The organism is Gammaproteobacteria bacterium (genome assembly GCA_009845905.1).
In the GTDB taxonomy this organism is placed as follows: domain Bacteria; phylum Pseudomonadota; class Gammaproteobacteria; order Steroidobacterales; family Foliamicaceae; genus Foliamicus.
In genome coordinates, this window is sequence record VXYS01000009.1 from 685,312 (window position 1) to 702,500 (window position 17,189).

Annotated in this window: 20 protein-coding genes (1 of these 20 running past the window's edge); 17 read left to right on the top strand and 3 right to left on the bottom strand. The window is 66.1% G+C overall.

Features of this window, described 5'->3' with window-relative positions; genetic code table 11:
- Nucleotides 1-5: 5 nt before the first annotated feature.
- The 4 genes from F4036_10560 (at nucleotide 6) to pdxH (ending at nucleotide 3,843) form a co-directional block, all read left to right on the top strand.
- A complete protein-coding gene (locus tag F4036_10560; GenBank protein ID MYK38183.1) occupies nucleotides 6-980 on the top strand; it encodes a D-glycerate dehydrogenase in 975 nt (324 codons plus the stop codon).
- 218 nt (nucleotides 981-1,198) lie between these two features.
- Nucleotides 1,199-2,308, top strand: a complete 1,110-nt coding sequence (locus F4036_10565; GenBank protein MYK38184.1) for an S-(hydroxymethyl)glutathione dehydrogenase/class III alcohol dehydrogenase — start codon at nucleotides 1,199-1,201, stop codon at nucleotides 2,306-2,308.
- A complete protein-coding gene (gene fghA / locus F4036_10570) occupies nucleotides 2,301-3,179 on the top strand; it encodes an S-formylglutathione hydrolase (GenBank protein ID MYK38185.1) in 879 nt (292 codons plus the stop codon). The genes F4036_10565 and fghA overlap by 8 nt, the downstream gene beginning before the upstream one ends.
- Nucleotides 3,136-3,843: a pyridoxamine 5'-phosphate oxidase gene (pdxH, locus tag F4036_10575; GenBank protein MYK38186.1), complete on the top strand. Its 708-nt coding sequence runs from the start codon at nucleotides 3,136-3,138 to the stop codon at nucleotides 3,841-3,843. The genes fghA and pdxH overlap by 44 nt, the downstream gene beginning before the upstream one ends.
- Before the next feature lie 73 nt (nucleotides 3,844-3,916).
- Here the strand turns inward: pdxH and F4036_10580 are convergent, their stop codons facing one another.
- A complete protein-coding gene (locus tag F4036_10580; GenBank protein ID MYK38187.1) occupies nucleotides 3,917-4,852 on the bottom strand; it encodes a hypothetical protein in 936 nt (311 codons plus the stop codon).
- A complete protein-coding gene (gene ampD / locus F4036_10585; GenBank protein ID MYK38188.1) occupies nucleotides 4,777-5,319 on the bottom strand; it encodes a 1,6-anhydro-N-acetylmuramyl-L-alanine amidase AmpD in 543 nt (180 codons plus the stop codon). The genes F4036_10580 and ampD overlap by 76 nt, the downstream gene beginning before the upstream one ends.
- Before the next feature lie 218 nt (nucleotides 5,320-5,537).
- Between ampD and gshB the strand changes: the two genes are divergently transcribed.
- Genes gshB through F4036_10605 form a run of 4 tightly spaced genes read left to right on the top strand, consistent with a single transcriptional unit; the run spans nucleotide 5,538 to nucleotide 8,363 of the window.
- On the top strand, nucleotides 5,538-6,509 hold the full coding sequence (gene gshB, locus F4036_10590) for a glutathione synthase (protein ID MYK38189.1): 972 nt from the start codon (nucleotides 5,538-5,540) through the stop codon (nucleotides 6,507-6,509).
- A 35-nt stretch (nucleotides 6,510-6,544) separates the two neighbouring features.
- On the top strand, nucleotides 6,545-7,108 hold the full coding sequence (locus tag F4036_10595; GenBank protein MYK38190.1) for a YqgE/AlgH family protein: 564 nt from the start codon (nucleotides 6,545-6,547) through the stop codon (nucleotides 7,106-7,108).
- A gap of 47 nt (nucleotides 7,109-7,155) precedes the next feature.
- Nucleotides 7,156-7,572, top strand: coding sequence for a Holliday junction resolvase RuvX (gene ruvX / locus F4036_10600; protein MYK38191.1), 417 nt, complete (start codon nucleotides 7,156-7,158; stop codon nucleotides 7,570-7,572).
- Nucleotides 7,569-8,363 carry an NAD(P)H-binding protein gene (locus tag F4036_10605; protein ID MYK38192.1) on the top strand — a complete coding sequence of 265 codons (795 nt, stop codon included), beginning with the start codon at nucleotides 7,569-7,571 and terminating at the stop codon, nucleotides 8,361-8,363. The genes ruvX and F4036_10605 overlap by 4 nt, the downstream gene beginning before the upstream one ends.
- A gap of 26 nt (nucleotides 8,364-8,389) precedes the next feature.
- Here F4036_10605 and F4036_10610 read toward each other — a convergent pair whose 3' ends face one another.
- Entirely contained in the window at nucleotides 8,390-9,250 is an 861-nt protein-coding gene (locus F4036_10610) for a DUF1838 domain-containing protein (protein MYK38193.1), read from the bottom strand.
- A 35-nt stretch (nucleotides 9,251-9,285) separates the two neighbouring features.
- On the opposite strand from F4036_10610, the gene F4036_10615 reads away from it, so the two are divergent.
- The 9 genes from F4036_10615 to F4036_10655 all read left to right on the top strand — a co-directional run.
- Nucleotides 9,286-10,137, top strand: a complete 852-nt coding sequence (locus F4036_10615; protein ID MYK38194.1) for a dihydroorotate dehydrogenase electron transfer subunit — start codon at nucleotides 9,286-9,288, stop codon at nucleotides 10,135-10,137.
- A gap of 10 nt (nucleotides 10,138-10,147) precedes the next feature.
- Nucleotides 10,148-11,248 carry an anhydro-N-acetylmuramic acid kinase gene (locus F4036_10620; protein MYK38195.1) on the top strand — a complete coding sequence of 367 codons (1,101 nt, stop codon included), beginning with the start codon at nucleotides 10,148-10,150 and terminating at the stop codon, nucleotides 11,246-11,248.
- A gap of 36 nt (nucleotides 11,249-11,284) precedes the next feature.
- On the top strand, nucleotides 11,285-11,497 hold the full coding sequence (locus tag F4036_10625) for a hypothetical protein (protein MYK38196.1): 213 nt from the start codon (nucleotides 11,285-11,287) through the stop codon (nucleotides 11,495-11,497).
- On the top strand, nucleotides 11,494-12,507 hold the full coding sequence (locus F4036_10630) for a 4Fe-4S dicluster domain-containing protein (protein MYK38197.1): 1,014 nt from the start codon (nucleotides 11,494-11,496) through the stop codon (nucleotides 12,505-12,507). The genes F4036_10625 and F4036_10630 overlap by 4 nt, the downstream gene beginning before the upstream one ends.
- Nucleotides 12,504-15,221: a TonB-dependent receptor plug domain-containing protein gene (locus F4036_10635; GenBank protein MYK38198.1), complete on the top strand. Its 2,718-nt coding sequence runs from the start codon at nucleotides 12,504-12,506 to the stop codon at nucleotides 15,219-15,221. Before F4036_10630 ends, F4036_10635 begins: the two co-directional genes overlap by 4 nt.
- A 22-nt stretch (nucleotides 15,222-15,243) precedes the next feature.
- Nucleotides 15,244-15,918 carry a YggS family pyridoxal phosphate-dependent enzyme gene (locus F4036_10640; protein ID MYK38199.1) on the top strand — a complete coding sequence of 225 codons (675 nt, stop codon included), beginning with the start codon at nucleotides 15,244-15,246 and terminating at the stop codon, nucleotides 15,916-15,918.
- Nucleotides 15,919-16,006: 88 nt separating this feature from the next.
- Nucleotides 16,007-16,249, top strand: a complete 243-nt coding sequence (locus F4036_10645; protein MYK38200.1) for an AbrB/MazE/SpoVT family DNA-binding domain-containing protein — start codon at nucleotides 16,007-16,009, stop codon at nucleotides 16,247-16,249.
- A complete protein-coding gene (locus F4036_10650) occupies nucleotides 16,227-16,625 on the top strand; it encodes a type II toxin-antitoxin system VapC family toxin (GenBank protein ID MYK38201.1) in 399 nt (132 codons plus the stop codon). The genes F4036_10645 and F4036_10650 overlap by 23 nt, the downstream gene beginning before the upstream one ends.
- 24 nt (nucleotides 16,626-16,649) lie before the next feature.
- A protein-coding gene (locus F4036_10655; GenBank protein ID MYK38202.1) for a tyrosine--tRNA ligase crosses the window boundary here: on the top strand, nucleotides 16,650-17,189 show its start. It continues 675 nt past the right edge of the window; the window shows 540 of its 1,215 coding nt (coding positions 1-540); the start codon lies at nucleotides 16,650-16,652; its stop codon lies beyond the right edge, outside the window.

Here is a 17,189-nt window from a genome sequence, read left to right on the forward strand (position 1 = left end):
CCGGGGTGAAATCCAGGGCCAGGATCGTCCTCAGCCGGCGCTGGCCGAAGCGCATCCAGTCACTCATCGAGGACGACTACGAGGTCTGGTCAAACGACCAGGACCACCCGATGAGCGCGGCGGCCATGCGCCAGGCGCTGCGGCGCGCCGACGGTTTCTGTCCCACGGTGACGGACCGCCTGGATGCCGAAGTGTTGCGAGTGCCGTCGCCACGCACGCGGATTCTGGCCAACTTCGGCGTCGGATTCGAACACATCGACCTTAATGCCGCGCGCCGTTCGGGCATTGTGGTCACGAATACGCCGGACGTCCTCACCGATTGCACGGCGGACCTGGCCATGGCGCTGATACTGGCCGCGGCGCGCGGCGTCGTGAGTGGCGACCGCATGCTGCGGGCCGGCGACTGGGCCGGTTGGCGGCCGACGCATATTCCGGGTGTGCGGGTCAGCGGCAAGTCGCTGGGTCTTGTGGGCTTCGGCCGGATCGGGAGAGCCGTGGCCAGGCGCGCGGGAGCCGGTTTCGGGATGCGCGTTCGCGTCCTTGACCCGCGGCCGCCCGCGGGCGAAGAAGCGCGCGGACTGGGCGTTGAAGTCTGTGCCGATCTGGACGATCTGCTTGAGACCAGCGACTTTGTCTCGCTGCACTGCCCCGTGACGCCGAAGACGGAAGGAATGATCGGCGAACCGCAATTCAGGCGAATGCGCCCGGGGGCGATACTCATCAACACCGCCCGGGGCGCATTGGTTGACGAGCGTGCGCTGGCGGAGGCGCTGCGCTCGGGACGGCTGGCGGCCGCCGGGCTGGACGTGTATGCCCGCGAGCCGGAGGTGCCGGCGGAACTGAAGGAAATCGGCCGGGTCGTGCTGCTTCCGCACCTGGGCAGCGCGACGCGGGAGACCCGCGAGGCGATGGGATTGCGGGTAAAGGAGAACCTGGACCGATTCTTTGCCGGCGAGGAGCCGCCCGACCGCGTGGCCTGACCCCCCTTGAGGCCACACGCTGTCCTGCATGGGACAACTTGCGGCGTTCGCCGTGATTCTTTCCGGAGCCTTCCGGGAGTGTGTGAGCCAGGGATGGCGGAACCAAGCTCCATGGATGGATTCATGCGTCTCCCGGAAGGCTCCGGAAAGAATCACGGCGCGCCAGCCTTGGCTCGCCTTACAATTCTCGCAATTACAAGGTTAAAGGGGATAGGGCAATGAAAGCACGCGCAGCCGTAGCCTGGGCCGCGGGAGAGCCGCTGCAGATCGAAGCCGTGGACGTTGAAGGCCCGCGCGAAGGCGAGGCGCTGGTGCGCATCGTAGCGACCGGCGTCTGCCACACCGACGCCTACACCTTGTCCGGCGACGATCCGGAGGGCGCTTTTCCCGCCATACTCGGCCACGAGGGCGGCGGGGTCGTGGAGGAAGTCGGCCCCGGCGTTACCAGCGTCAAGCCCGGCGATCACGTCATACCGTTGTACACGGCGGAATGCCGGAAATGCGAATTCTGCGAGTCCGGCCTGACCAATCTCTGCCAGGCCATTCGCGTTACCCAGGGCCAGGGGCTGATGCCGGACGGCAGCAGCCGGTTTTCCTCGGGGGGCAAGACCGTGTTGCACTACATGGGCACCTCGACGTTTTCGGAGTACACGGTCCTGCCGGAAATCTCCCTGGCGAAGATCAACCCGGCCGCGCCGCTGGACAAGATCTGCCTGCTGGGTTGCGGCATCACGACAGGCATCGGCGCCGTACTCAATACGGCCAAGGTGCGCGCCGGATCTACGGTGGCGGTTTTCGGCCTGGGCGCCATCGGCCTGAGCGTCATCCAGGGGGCGGTCATGGCCCAGGCCGGGCGCATAATCGGCATCGACATCAATCCGTCCAAGTTCGAGATGGCCGGCCATTTGGGCGCCACCGACTTCGTGAATCCGAAGGACCACGGCGCGCCGATACAGGATGTGATCGTGGACCTGACCGACGGCGGCGTGGACTATTCGTTCGAATGCGTGGGCAACGTGGAACTGATGCGGGCTGCGCTCGAGTGCTGCCACAAGGGCTGGGGCGAGAGCACGATCATCGGCGTGGCCGGCGCCGGCCAGGAAATCGCCACCCGGCCTTTCCAGCTCGTGACCGGACGCGTGTGGCGGGGCACGGCATTCGGCGGAGTGCGCGGCCGCAGCGATCTCCCGGGCATAGTCGACCAGTACATGGCCGGGGAAATCGAAGTGGACCGGATGATCACGCACACGATGCAACTGGACGAGATCAACGACGCCTTCCACCTCATGCACGAGGGCGAAAGTATCCGTTCGGTGGTCTATTTCTGAACGCCCTCCCGTGAGAATCGTGGCGGAAAGCCGGTGCCACGAAGGCCGGCAGCTTACGGTCGAACATCCGTCGGACGCCTGCGGCTGCCCGATGCGTTTCGCCCTGTTTCTGCCGCCGGGTGCGGCCGAAGGCGGCAAGGCGCCGGCGCTTTATTTCCTGTCCGGCCTGACCTGCACCGAGGAGAACTTCACGGTGAAGGCCGGCGCCCAGCGGTTCGCCGCCGAAGCCGGGCTGGCGCTGGTCGTGCCCGACACCAGCCCTCGAAACACGGGTACTCCCGGTGAGGACGACGAGGACTTCCTGGGCTCCGGCGCGGGCTTCTACGTGGATGCGACCCAAGCGCCCTGGTCGGCGCACTACCGGATGTACGACTACGTCAGCCGCGAGCTTCCGCAGTTCGTCGAATCCTCCTTCCCGATCGACGCCGACCGGCGCGGGATCTGCGGACATTCGATGGGCGGCCACGGCGCACTGGTGATCGCCCTGCGCAACCCGGGCCGCTACCGGTCGGTCTCGGCCCTGGCGCCGATCTCCAATCCCTCGTCTTCGCCCTGGGGGCGCGCGGCATTCTCCGCCTACCTGGGAGACGAAGCTTCCGCCTGGCGGGAATACGACGCCAGCGTACTGGTGCGCAAGGCGCCGCTGGACCTGGAGATCCGCATCGATCTCGGCAGCGCCGACCCGTTTCGCGAGGAGGAACTGATGGTCGAACGGTTCCTCGCGGCCTGCCGCGAGTCCGGCCAGCGCGTGAGTTTCCATCTGCGCGGCGGCTACGATCACGGGTATTTCTTCGTCGGCACGTTCATCGGGGACCACATCCGCCATCATGCCGCCGCACTGCGGAACGGTGACGCCAGTGCCGGTGCCTGACCTTGGCGGGGCGCCGCCGGCCGATCCCCTGCCCATCCTCCGGGAGTGGCTGGACGCCGCGGCCGGGTTGACCGACCGTCCCAACCCGCACTCGCTCGTGCTTTCGACCACCGATTCGCGCGGGCGCGCCGATGCGCGCGTCGTGCTGCTCAAGCACTACGATGACGGGAATGGATACCTTGTGTTCTACACCAACTACCTGTCCGCCAAGGGCGGCCAGCTTGCGGCCTGTCCCGAGGCGTCAGCCCTTTTTCACTGGGACCGGCTCGGCTTGCAGGCCCGCGTTCGCGGTCCGGTAGTCATGTCGCCGGCCTCCGAAAGCGACGAGTATTTCGCGACCCGCGGCTGGAAGAGCCAGCTCGCCGCGTGGGCCAGCGATCAGAGCAAGCCGGTCTCCTCGCGGGATGACCTCGTGGCGCGGATGAACGAGGCCGCGTCGCGGTTCGGAGGTGACGGCCGCGACTGGAGCAACAGCGCCCCGACAGGCGCCGTGAGCCGCCCGCCGCACTGGGGCGGCTACCGGCTGTGGGCGCGCAAGGTGGAACTGTGGATGCAAGGCGCCGCGCGCCTGCACGACCGCATCTCCTGGTCGCGCGTTCTTGATCCGGCCGGCGACGGCGCGTTTCGGGCCGGCGCCTGGCGCGCCAAGCGCCTTCAGCCTTGAATGACCTGCAAGCGAGGGCATGACCCTCGCGGCGTCCCGCCTTCGCTGAGGGCGAGACGCCCTCAAACCCGGACTAGTAGACCACGCCGAGGATTACGGCGACGGCCACGATCGGGCCCCAAACCCAGTGCAGGCTGCGCTCGACCAGCACGACGGCGCCGCGCACCCGGTCCGGGCGATCGCCCAGCGCCTGCGCGCCGACCACGCTCAGCACAGCGCCGCTGCCTTCAAACAGGTTGGGCTGTTGATCCGCCGGAATTCCGCGCCAGGCGTTGACCGCGTCGTCGAAATTGCCGGCCAGCGCGAAGCTGGCGGAAGTAATGCGGGCCGGAATCCAGGCCACTACGCCGTGCAGCTTGACCGCTGCCCGATGCAGTTCCTCACCGCCGGGAAGGGTGGCCGTGAAACGGCGCAAGCTGTTCAGTGCGCGGAAGCCGAAAGCGAACGCCGGACCCAGCGGCCCCGCCACCAGGAACCAGAAAATCACGCCGAAAATGCGATTGTTGGCTTCCCGGTAGGTTGCTTCTTCCACCGCCGCGGCCTGGTCCTTCGGCTTGTCCGGCGCGCTTCCGCCGAGGATGACTTCAGCCTGGGCCCTGGCGCCGTCTTCATCGCCGGCGTCGGCCTTGTCGTGAAAGGCCAGTGCCTCCGCCTTCAGGTCGCGCGGCCCGAAGGAGAACAACAGGACGATCACCGCGAACACGAACCAGGCGATCATCCAGTCATCGCGCAGCAGCCAGGCGATGATCCCGACCGGTACGGCGCATGCGAGCGTCAGACCCGCGACGATGTACGGCGCGGCGCGCTTGTCCAGGCGCAACAGGCGCTGGGCCAATTGATTCGCCTGTTCCTCCAGCCCACGAAACTCGCGCAGATGCGACCATCGCGCAAGGTAGCGTTCAGCGTATATGCCAATAAGCAGGGCCAATAGTTTCATTTGTCGCGCTCTCCAGCCCGGGCCAGTCCCGCCGCCAGCCTTGCCCAGTCGAAGGTCTCTCCCGGATCCCATTTGCGCCCGGGGGCAATATCGCTGTGTCCCACGACCGGGGCGCTCCGCAGGGACGGCAGGCCTTCCCTCAGCGCCGTAATGGCGGCACAGGCCTGATTGTATTGCCTATCGGTGAACGGTGTGTCCGCATCGCCCTCCAATTCCATTCCGACGGAATAGTCATTGCAGGCGGCGCGGCCCCGGAACTCGGACTCGCCGGCGTGCCAGGCGCGCTCCAGCACGCTCACGAACTGCACCAGTTCGCCGTCGCGCCGGACCAGGAAATGCGCCGACACGCGCAGGTCCGCCAGCCTGCGGAAGTAGGGGTGGGCCGAGGGGTCCAGCCTTCCGAAGAACAGGTCCTCGATTGCCGTGCCTCCGAACTCGCCGGGCGGCAGCGAAATGGCGTGCAGCACCAGCAGGCTGACATCGGCGCCCGGCGGCCGGGCGTCGCGGTGCGGGCAAAGCGAGTGCCGCGCACCGTCCATCAGGCCCGTATTCGGATTCAGACGGAGCACATCGCTTTCTCGCAACAACTCCGGCCTTTCGCGGGTCTTTCGGCCCCGTCCTTCAGGGAGTATTGGAGCCAGGGATGGCGGAGCAAGCTCCATGGATGGATTTATGCGTCTCCCGGAAGGACGGGGCCGAAAGACCCGCGCACCGACTTAAAATGTGCCCCGCTAGCGCCATTTCATGATCCCTGACGATGAAATCTCGAACTCTCGGCGTGGTGATGGACCCGATCGGTACCATCGCGCCGCAAAAGGATAGCACCCTGGCGCTGCTCCGGGAGGCGCAGCGGCGCGGCATTGCGCTCCATCACTTCACTCTCAAGGATATCGATATCCGCGACGGCCGCGCATTCGGACAGGGAGCGCCTCTTGAAGTCACCGATGACGACGCCGACTGGTTCCGGCTGGGCCCGGCGCAGGACATGCCGCTCGGGGGACTGGATTTCCTGTTCATGCGCAAGGACCCTCCGTTCAACGCCGAGTACATCTTCGCCACCTACGTGTTGCAGCGGGCGCAGGACGAAGGCGCGCTGGTGGTGAACGATCCCCAGGCTCTGCGAGACGTCAACGAGAAGGTTTTCATCGCCTGGTTCCCCGAATTCACCCCGCCCACGATAGTCACGCGGTCGATGGACCGGATCCGCGACTTCCTGGCCGAGCACGGACGCATCGTGGTCAAGCCGCTGGACATGATGGGAGGTCATTCCATTTTTGCCCTGGACGAAGCGGACAAGAATCTGGCGGTGATTCTCGAGACCATCACGGTCGGCGAAACCCGCTACGCGATGGCGCAGCGGCACCTGCCCGAAATCGTTGACGGCGACCGGCGGGTGTTGCTCATCGACGGGCGGCCGATGAGCCCGGCGCTGAACCGGGTGCCCCGGACCGATGACAATCGCGGCAACCTGATGGCCGGCGCGCGGGCGGAAGTCTGCGATCTGACGCCCCGGGACCTTCAGATCTGCGAGCGCGTCGGGTCCGAACTGGCGGTTCGCGGAGTGGCGTTTGCCGGGCTGGACATCATCGGCGACTACCTGACCGAGGTGAACATCACCAGCCCCACGGGAATCCGGGAAATCCAGAAACTGGCGGGAGTGGACGCCGCCGCCAAACTGTTCGACAGTCTGCTCGAACGCGTGCAAAAGACCGTCCGCCAGCAGCCGTAGATATAATCCCGGAAGGTAGGCAGAAACCAGCCGTCATGGAAGAACTCGACTCACTTTCCGGCAAGCTCCTCATCGCCATGCCGGGTATGCCCGATTCCCGCTTTCGCCAGACCGTGACCTACCTGTGCGGGCACAACAGCGACGGCGCGCTGGGGATCGTCATCAATCGTCCGTCCGACATGAAGCTCGGAGAAGTGTTCGAGCAACTGTCGCTCGACAGCCGTGACCTCGACCTCGCCAACCAGAGCATACTCAAGGGCGGACCGGTAAACCGCGAGCGGGGATTTGTACTGCATGAGGCCGGCGGCAGTTGGGATTCCACGATCTCGATTTGCGGCAACATCGAGGTCACTACCTCGCGGGACGTGCTGTCGGCGATCGCCGGAGGCAAGGGCCCCCGCCGGGCGCTCCTCGCCCTGGGCTGTGCCGGCTGGGGAGAGGGTCAGTTGGAACGCGAATTGCGCTCGAATTCCTGGCTGGTTGTCGACGCTACGGAGGAAATCCTCTTCGAGACCCCGTACGAACAGCGTTGGGCCGCTTCGGCGGCGCTGCTCGGCGTGGACGTCTCCCGGCTGGGACTGCAAGCCGGCAACGCCTGATTCGCGAACATTCTCACCGCGAGAATCAGGCACACAGGCTCCGGGTAATGCGCACCGAGCCTGCGATCGCCCTCGACTTCGGATTGAAGCGCGTCGGCGTAGCGACCGCCACCGGCGGCGTGATCACGGCCCGCAAACACCTGCCGGCTCGCGCCGGACTGCCGGAATGGGCCGAGCTGGACCGGCTCGTTCGCGACTACGGTCCGCAGGTCCTGGTGTTGGGCTGTCCACCCGATCCCGATCCTGAGTTCGAGCTTGCGCTCAAGCGTTTTCGCAGGCACCTGAAAGGCCGCTACGGGCTGGCGGTGGAAACGGTTCAGGAACACCTCACGACCCGCGAGGCCAACGCCTGGCTGCGGGAACAGCGTTCAACCGGCGAACTTGGCCGGCGGGCCCGCAAGGGAGAGGTGGACGGCCTCGCCGCCTGCCTGATCGCCCGGGACTGGCAGGAGAAACAAGCATGAACATTCGGAATCTGGTCTGCGCGCTGGCTGCAGCGTTCGTACTTTCCGGCACTGCGCCCGCAGCGGAACTGGTCCTCGTTGCCGGCGCGTCCGGGCGCACCGGCAACGCGGCGATGCGGCTGCTGGACGAACACGGCTACAGCGTGCGTGGGACGACCACCAACCGCGACCGGGCCGTGCGGCGCCACGGCGATCAGTGGGACTGGGTAGAGGTCGACGTGCGCGACCGCGCTGCGGTGTTTGCGGCCATGCAGGACGTGGATTACGTGATCTGCGCCATCGGCTCGCGATCGCTGATTGGCGGGAACGGACCGGAATTCGTCGATTACGGCGGCGTGGTGAACCTCGTGGATGCGGCGGTTGAGGCCGGAGTCCGGCACTTCGTCGTGGTGACGTCCGCGGCAGCGGGACCCTATCGCGAGCGCAGCCGGATGATAATTTTCGCGCGCGCCAGGCACTGGAAGACGATGGGGGAAAACCATCTGAAACGCAGCGGCCTCAACTACACGATTATCGGGCCCAGCGGTCTTCGCGAAGAGCCTGAGGACGGCGGCGAACCGCTGCGGGTGATGGCCCGCGCCGATTACGAGACGGGCTCGGTCGCGATCGCCGACGTGGGGATGCTGGCGGTCGATGCGCTTGTCAATACGGATGCGCGCAACAAGAGCTACGGGGTCATACGCGACGAATCCGTTGCGCCCGGCGCCTGGCGGGAGATGCTGAAGACGATTCGGCAGGACAGTGAAACGGAAGAGGCGCCGGACCATCCGCTCATGCCCGACCCCGAGTGACACGATCCCCCGGGCGGGGCACGGCACTAGTCGTAGCCGGCCTCCCAGTCGGGCGTCCGCTCGAGCGCTCCCGGATCGCTTTCCTCCAGCGCGGCGCGGAATTCCGCCGGCAGTTCCTGCACCCGGCGGAATTTCCTGCCGACCACCGACCAGTACATGTGCCCGGGCAGGTCCCCCATGGCCAGAAATCCCGACCAGTCCCTGACTGCGTCCCAGCTGTACGACGGGGACAGGGAGGTGATGCCGGGGTCCGCGAGGGAAGCCGCCGGCAGCGCGAAGGTGTCGACTGCCAATTCACGCCGAACCTTTCCGCCGGCCGGGGTGAACGCGCTGAAGGCCCTGCGCCGAATAATGACTTCGTCGCCGGCGCGCAGCAATTCAAGCGTGACCGGCCGATCCAGAATGGAACTCTGCCACGGCACGTCCGCCAGCAGCGCCACGCGCTCGGGCGAATAGCGAACGGGCTGGCCGGCGCCGCACGGAAGCCTGAGTTCGGTCCGGTTGCCGGTCAGGGGATTGATGAACTCGTCGATAAACGCGCCGGAAAACGCGTCCCTGTAGAGCCGGCAGGCAATCGTGCGCTCTTCGTACTGGTCTTCGGACAGGCGGCGAAACTGCCTGATCGTCACGCTCTCGATCGCGAACAGCGCGACGCCGTCCGCATCCTGGGGCACGCCATAGGCGGTGCCGGTGGCCCATTCGTAGGTCACGCCGCCCGCGATGTCGCCCTTGAGCCGCAACCAGGTCTCCATCGCGGTCCGTGGATCGGTCAGATCGGGAAGCTCCGCAGCCGCCGTGGGGACCGAAAGCCCCACGGCGATCGCAACGCAGGCAGCGTGGAGTAAGTGTCGCGCGCGACAAATCGATTCCGGCAATGCACAATTCATATTCCTGATGACCCTGTTGCCCAAGTGGACAAATTATGCGCGCTGGGCGTGACACGACACCCGTCTTCGTCGAGGAAGCCGAGGTGCTGTCGCACCGGGAATATCCGGGAGGCCAGTACCGGCTCCGGCTCCGCACGCCGCGCTGCGCCGCAACGGCGCGGCCGGGCAGCTTCGTACATTTGCGCTGCGGTTCGGAACTGCTGCAGCGCCGGCCGCTGTCGATCATGCTTGCCGATGCCGACGAAGGCTGGATCGAACTGCTGTACAAGACCGGCGGGCAGGGACTGACCCTGCTTGCCGGCGCCGAACCCGGGTCTGTCCTGCATTCCATGGGGCCGATCGGACACGGGTTTTCCCTGTCCGAAGCGCGTCCGATCGTGTTCCTGCTGGGCGGCGGAGTGGGCATTCCGCCGGTTCTCTTCCAGGCCCGGCGCCTGGCGGGAAACGGGAATTGGAGCCCCCGGCTTTTCCTGGGCTCGGAGCTGCCTTTTCCCTTTGCGCTGGAAAAGCATGGCAAGGAGAACCGATTGCGACTCGCCGAACAGTGGGGGGTGCCCTCGCACCTGGCCAGCAACGCCGGCCTCGAAGGCTGCCATCGCGGCAACCTGACCGAGCCCGCGCGCGAATGGCTGAACGCTCTGCCGCGGGAGCGGCTGTGCGAAGTGGCGGTGTACGCCTGCGGGCCCACGCCGATGCTGAAGGCCGCGGCGGATCTGGCGGCGGATTTCGACGTCTACGCCGAGCTGTGCCTGGAGGAATACATGGCCTGCGCGGTGGGCGGTTGTGCCGGATGCACCGTCGAGGCGCATACCCCGGACGGGCTGGCCATGAAACGAGTGTGCGTGGACGGGCCTGTGTTTCCCGCAACCTGGATCTATCCGTCTTAGGGTTCGGGAAATGCGACCGTTCTTTATCGGCCTCATATCGGGCACCAGCATGGACGGCGTGGACGCGGCGCTGGTGGACTGCTCGGGTCCGGAACCGCGCCTGGCCGCGACGCACACCGGCGAATATTCCGAGGAGCTTGCCTCCCGCTTGCGGGCCGCTATCCGCAGCCAGGGAGAATGTGGGCTCGCGGAGGCTGCGGCGTTGGACGCCGAAGTGGCGGCCGTGTTCGCCGAGACTGCACTGGCGCTAGTGCGAGGTGCGGGTTACGACCCCGACCGGATCGAGGCGATCGGCAGCCACGGCCAGACGCTCTGGCATGCACCCGACGCGCGCTTGCCGCACACCGTGCAGATCGGGTCGCCGGCGCGCGTCGCGGCCCTCACAGGCATGGTTACCGTGGGCGACTTCCGCAGCGCGGACATGGCGCTGGGCGGCCAGGGCGCTCCGCTGGCGCCCGTATTCCACCAATGGTTGTTCGGCCGTTCCGGCGAGACCCGGGCGGTCGTCAATATCGGCGGCATCGCCAATCTCAGCGTCCTGGCCGGCGATGGCGGCGTTACGGGTTACGACACGGGGCCCGGTAACACGCTGCTCGATTCGTGGGCGCGCACCTGCCTCGGGCAAGCCTATGACGAGAACGGACAATGGGCGAGATCGGGCCAGGTCAACGCGGGACTGCTCGAGCATCTGCTTGCGGACGACTATTTTTCCGCGCCTGCGCCGAAAAGCACGGGACCCGAGCATTTCAACCTGCACTGGCTGGAACGGGCCGGCATTTCGGACAAGGCGCCCGAAGACGTGCAGGCAACGCTGCTGGAGCTCACCGCGGCCAGCATCGCCGGCGCACTGCAGGCCTCCTGTGCCGACGCGGCGCTGGCCGTCTGCGGCGGCGGAGCGTCGAATTCCTTTCTGATGGAGCGGCTGGCCGCGAACCGTCCGGAATCGAGCCCGGTCACGACCGAGGCATGGGGCGTGCATCCGGACTGGGTGGAAGCCGCCGGGTTCGCTCTCCTGGCCCGCGCCCGCCTGCTCGGTGAGCCGGGCAATGAACCGGCGGTCACCGGTGCCAGCCGGGCCTTGTCGCTGGGCGGCGTTTTCCTTCCCTCCTGAACCCCCCGGCGCCTCGGATGCAAGAATAGGAAGACCATGAACGGCAGCTTGAGGACGGTCGATCATGCGGATGCGGATTCGCGGAGTCTGACGGCGCGTTGGCGGCGCGACTGGGCGCTGGCGCGGCGAATACTCGGCATGCTGTGGTTCTATTTCACGGCCGGCCGGCGTGTGCGCAGGGCTTACGGCGATTGCGAGCGCGAGGGCAGGATGTACTGGGTGGACGGCGTCGGCGGCGAGGAACGATGAGTCTCGCTAACGGCCGGATCCGCCCCAGCGACCCTCCGCCGCCCGATTACGCGTTCGGCTACCTCAAGCCGCCCCGTTCGGGCAACGAGATCAACGGTCTGGGCGAGCGGGAATTCCGTCAAGCCGCCGCCGTGTTTCACAATGCAGGCGACGCTCAACTGGAATGGCAGGCGCTGGACGACTTCTTCGGGCTGATCAACCCATGGGGCGTGGTCCGGCACGTGGTGGCCAACGCCTGGCAATTGCGCAAGCGCAGCGGGCCGGCGGCCGCACGCCGGGTCGAAGCGGACCCCGATCAGATGAGCGAGCGCGTAAAGGCGGCGGCCAGCGATTTCGGCGCGGACCTGGTGGGCATTGCGCCGGTCACCGAGGAAGCCGTGTTTGCGGGACGCACGGCGCCGCACGGCACGGCGATCTGCATCGGCCTTTCGATGAACCAGGACAAGATGGCGCATGCGCCGCAGGACACGGCGGCCGTGGAAGTCATGCGGGCGTACCGCGAGGTTTCCCGCATCGCGATTCGGCTGGGCCGCTACATCCGCCGACTGGGCTGGCCGGCCAAGGCCTACGGCAATCCCAACAGCACCGACATCCTGCACATCCCGCTGGCGGTTGCAGCCGGGCTGGGCCAGCTGGGCAAGCACGGCTCGATGATCAGCAAGGAGCACGGTTCGAACTTTCGCCTGGCCGCGGTCCTCACCGACCTGCCCCTGGCTCTCGATGAACCGATCGATATCGCGGTCGACGACCTGTGCGTGGGCTGCAAGCGCTGCGTGGTCGATTGCCCGCCGGACGCCATATTCAACGAGAAGCAGTGGATACGCGGCGAGAAACGCTGGTACGTCGATTTCGACAAGTGCATCCCGTATTTCGTCAAGACCCACGGCTGCGCCATCTGCATCGAGGTCTGCCCCTGGAGCCGCCCCGGCCAGGGCCCCAAACTGGTCGAAAAGCTGATGGCCAAACGCCGCCGCGCCTCCGCAACGCCGAATTCACAGGGAGCAGTGTGAACGCGCCGTATTTCCTGGGGCTCGCGCTGTTGTTGATGCTGTTGGCGGCCAACGCCGGCGCGCAAGAGGCGCGCGGCGAGAGCGCGGAAGCCCGCGTGATCGAGGAGATCGTGACGATCGGCACGCGGCGGCGCGAGCGGGCCGCGGTCGATACCGCCGTGCCGGTGGACGTGTTCAGCGCGGAAGAAATCTCCAGCGTCAACTCGTCGGACCTGATCGAGGTAATCAACGCCATCGTGCCGTCGTTCGCCGCGCGGCGGCACCCGATTTCCGACGGCGCGAGTTTCATCAGGCCCACGCACATGCGCGGCCTGGACACCCACCACACGCTGGTGCTGATGAACGGCAGGCGCCGTCATCGCTCGGCGCTGATGCAGGTGGGGGGGTTCGGCGCCCACGGCGCGGACCTCGGCGCCATTCCGTCGATCGCCATCGAATCCATGGAGGTGCTGCGCGACGGCGCGTCCGCCCAGTACGGTTCGGACGCCATAGCGGGCGTGATCAATTTCAACCTCAAGCAGGCCGATACGGGCGCCGAGCTGCGCGCCCGCTCCGGTCGCTACGGCGACGGGGACGGCGATGAGTTCACGCTGGAAGGCAACGCCGGCTTTACCCTGCCGAACGGCGGCTTTCTGAACTTCAGCGGCCAGTATTCCGACTCGGCGCCAACCAGCCGCTCGCAACCCTACGACCTGACCATCGCCGGCTCGGGCCAGACGCCGCTGGAAGCCACGCTCAACCAGGTCACGCTGGACGGCGTTACGTATTACGGTCCCGACGCCCTGACCTACCGCTATTCGCCCACCGGCGAAATCCTGCAGGCGGCGCGCGGCAGCGACGGCGTGCCGGACGATCTGGACAGCCGCTACGCGGACAACTTCGCCGGCGTGGGCGGCAATCGCGAATTTCGCAGTCCGGCCCAGATCTGGGGCCAGCCGGACCGCCGGCAACTGCTTGCCTCGGCCAATGCCTCCCTTCCGCTGTCGGACAGCCTCGAATTGTTTGGCTTTGCCACATGGGCCGCCAAGGACCAGTCCGGCGGCTTTTTCTATCGCCGCGCGGGCGTGAGCCAACTGCTGCCGGTCCGACTGGCCGACGGCAGGATCTACGATCCCAGGGCCCGCCTGTATCCGGCCGGTTTCACGCCGCAGTTTTCCGGCGACGTCACGGACTACTCGATCACTATCGGCCTGTCCGGCAGCGTTTGGCGCGATCTGAATTTCGACCTCTCGGCCGGGTACGGATTCGACCGGATCGCCTACCGCATCGAAAACACCCTCAATCCGTCGCTCGGTCCCGACACGCCCACCCGTTTCCGGCCGGGCGCGCTGGCCAACGACGAGCTGGCGGTCAACGCCGATTTCGTGTGGCCGTGGGACATCGGCAATCTGGCCAGCCCGGTGAACGTCGCCTTCGGGTTCGAATACCGCGACGAGGCCTATCGCATCGATGCCGGCGACCCCAGTTCCTATGAGGTGGGGCCGTTCGGCGTGTCCGATCCGTTCAACCTGGAAATCACCCAGGCGGAAGTGGACGCCGACCCGGACGATGATCTGACCGTGGTGGAGTGCCGCATTCCCGGACTTGAAGCGATCGGCAGGCTGTGTCCCGCCGGAGATCCGGTCAACAATGCGGTGCCCATCGGCTCCAACGGATTCCCCGGCTACCCTCCGGGCTTCGCTTCGCGCCGCAGCCGCGGCAGCTACGCCGCTTACGTGGACTTCGCGGCCGACCTGACGGACCGCTGGCTGGTCGAAGTGGCCGCGCGTTACGAGGATTTCCAGGACTTCGGCGACGTGGCGACATGGAAAGTGGCTGCGCGCTTTCGGTTGAGCGACAGCGTCAACCTGCGCGGCTCGGCCGGTTCGGGTTTTCGGGCGCCCACACCCGCCCAGATTTCCACCACGGTGGTCTCCACCCGTATCGACGCAAACGGCATTCCCAGGTCCGAGGGGGTTTTCCCGCCGGACCATCCCGCCGCCGGGCTGTTCGGCGCCTCGCCACTCGGCCCCGAGCACTCGCACTCCCTTACGCTGGGCCTGGCCGCCCGCTCGCCTGCCGGGTTCGGGCTTACGCTCGACTACTATCGCATCCGGCTGGACGACCGCACCGTGATGTCGTCCCAGTTCACCGTGGACCCGGCCCAGGCCGCCCGATTGATCGCGCTTGGAGTTCCGGGCGCCAACGACATCTCCCGGGTGCGGTTCTTCATCAACGATGTGGCCACGGAGACCAGCGGGGTCGATCTGGTCGTTACGGGCGATATCGACTGGCGGCTGGGCGCCACTTCCCTGCAGGCGGCCTTCAATTTCAACCGGACGCGGTTTGCCGATACCGGGAAGTTCGTGGACGACGAAACTCGCCACGATATTGAAGAGGGCAGTCCGGCGGTCCGTGGCGCGCTGACGCTCAGGCACGGCTGGGGGCGGTCCGATCTGCTGCTGCGCACCCGCTATTTCGGTGAATACAGCAACGCCAGTACGGCGTCCCTGGAGCAGGTGCAGGAATTCGGAGCGGAAGTGCTGCTGGACCTCGAAGCGGCCTTCACGCTGCGCGAGCGCTATACGCTCCGGATCGGGGCCGAGAACATTCTGGACAACTACCCCGACCCGGGGCAGTTCGAGGTCTGCTGCGGGCGCATTTACCGCAGCGACTCCATCGTGCCCTGGCAAGGCCGGCTGTTTTACGCGCAACTGGGAATCTCGTTCTTCTGACGCGGCCCGGGCAGAGCAACGCATGAGCAACACTGCCATCGCCGCTCGGCTGAAAACGGTCAGGACACGAATCGCAAGCGCCGCGATTCGCTCCGGCCGGCGCCCGGACGAAATCCGGATCCTCGCCGTCACCAAGGCCCATGGCAAGGACGCCGTGCTTGCCTGCCATGGGGCGGGCCTGACCGACTTCGGCGAAAACTTCGCCCAGGAAGCGATCGCCAAGATGGGCGAAGTCGGACCCGGCGGCGCCTGGCACTTCATCGGCCAGTTGCAGTCGAACAAGACGCGCCTGATAGCGGAGCATTTCGACTGGGTGCATACCGCGATTCGCGAACGCATTGTCCTGCGGCTCGCCACACAGCGGCCGGAAGATGCACCGCCGTTGAATACGTGCATACAGGTCCGGATGCAACCGGAAGACACCCGTCCCGCGCTGCCCCCGGAGCAGGTAGCGCAACTGGCGGAACTGATACGTGCGCAGCCACGCCTCAGGCTACGCGGCCTGATGGGAATCCCGATGCCCGATGCGCCGCGCGAAGCCTATTCCAACCTTCGTTCTCTGTTCGACCGGCTCAATCAAGCAGGCCTGAACCTGGACACGCTGTCGATGGGCATGACCGCCGACCTCGAAACCGCCGTCGAATGCGGCGCCACCCTCGTGCGCGTCGGCACCGCCCTTTTCGGCCCACGTGCCTGACGCCACGCGGAAATTGCATAAACGCGCGTAATAAGCTACTTGATTCGGCTGCCTTACTGAATTAAGGTATTCGGTAAGGAGGTGTGCGATGATCGTCAAGATCACGTCGAAGAGGCAGGTTACTTTCCCGGCGCGCGTGCTGGATGAGCTGGGCGTCGGGCCCGGCGATCGCCTGGAACTGCACGAAGGTCCTGACGGCTATATTCTGAAGCCGAAGCGGATCGACCATTCCCGCCTGGGCACACTCCACGGCAAGATCCGCCGCGGAATAGGGACGTTTGATCTGCAGGAATTCAGGCAGCAGGCGTATGCCCCAGCGCTTCGGGATTGACACTTCCATTCTCGTGCGCTTGCTGACGAGAGATCCGGAAGACGAATTCGAGTATTGCATTACCAGCCTCAGCAGTCTGGTGGGCGACCAGGATGCCGAGATTCTTGCTTCCAACCAGGTGATCGGCGAGGCCTACGTTGCGGTTCAGCATCATTACGGTGTTAGCAGGGGCGATGCGCGTACTGCCTTGCTTGACGTCCTGCAAAGCGGGTTGGTTGCTCCACTGAACGGCCGGTCGGCGATCGACGCGCTTTCGGCGACACAGGCTCCCGGTCTCTTTGACCGCCTTATCGTGGATGACTATTCGCGCGTTGGCATGGAGACCTTGACACTGGATCGAAGAATGGCATCCCTGTCCGAAGCACAACGCTTGTAAGCGCATTTCGTATATTCTCGCGCCATGAACTCGCCGGAACAGCAATTGCGGGAACTGCGCCGCGGCGCGGTGGACCTGGTTCGCGAAGAAGAATTGCTTGAGCGTCTCGGCAGCGGGCGGCCGCTGCGGGTGAAGTGCGGGTTCGATCCCACGGCGCCGGATTTGCACCTGGGGCATGTGGTGATCCTTACCAAGATGCGCCAGTTCCAGGACTTCGGGCACGAGGTGATCTTCCTGATCGGCGATTTCACCGGGATGATCGGGGATCCTTCGGGACGCAGCAAGGCGCGTCCCACGCTGACCGAGGAAAAGTTGAAGGAGAACGCCGCCACCTACGCCGAACAGGTGCACCGGGTACTGGATCCCGAACTGACGCGCGTCGAGTTCAATTCGACCTGGATGAACCGCCTCAGCGCGGCCGACCTGGTGCGTCTGGCGGGCAAGCGCACGCTGGCGCGCATGCTGGAGCGCGACGACTTCAGGAAGCGTTTCGGCGAGGGCAATCCGATCGGCCTGCACGAGTTCATGTATCCGATCGCCCAGGGCTACGACTCGGTGGCGCTG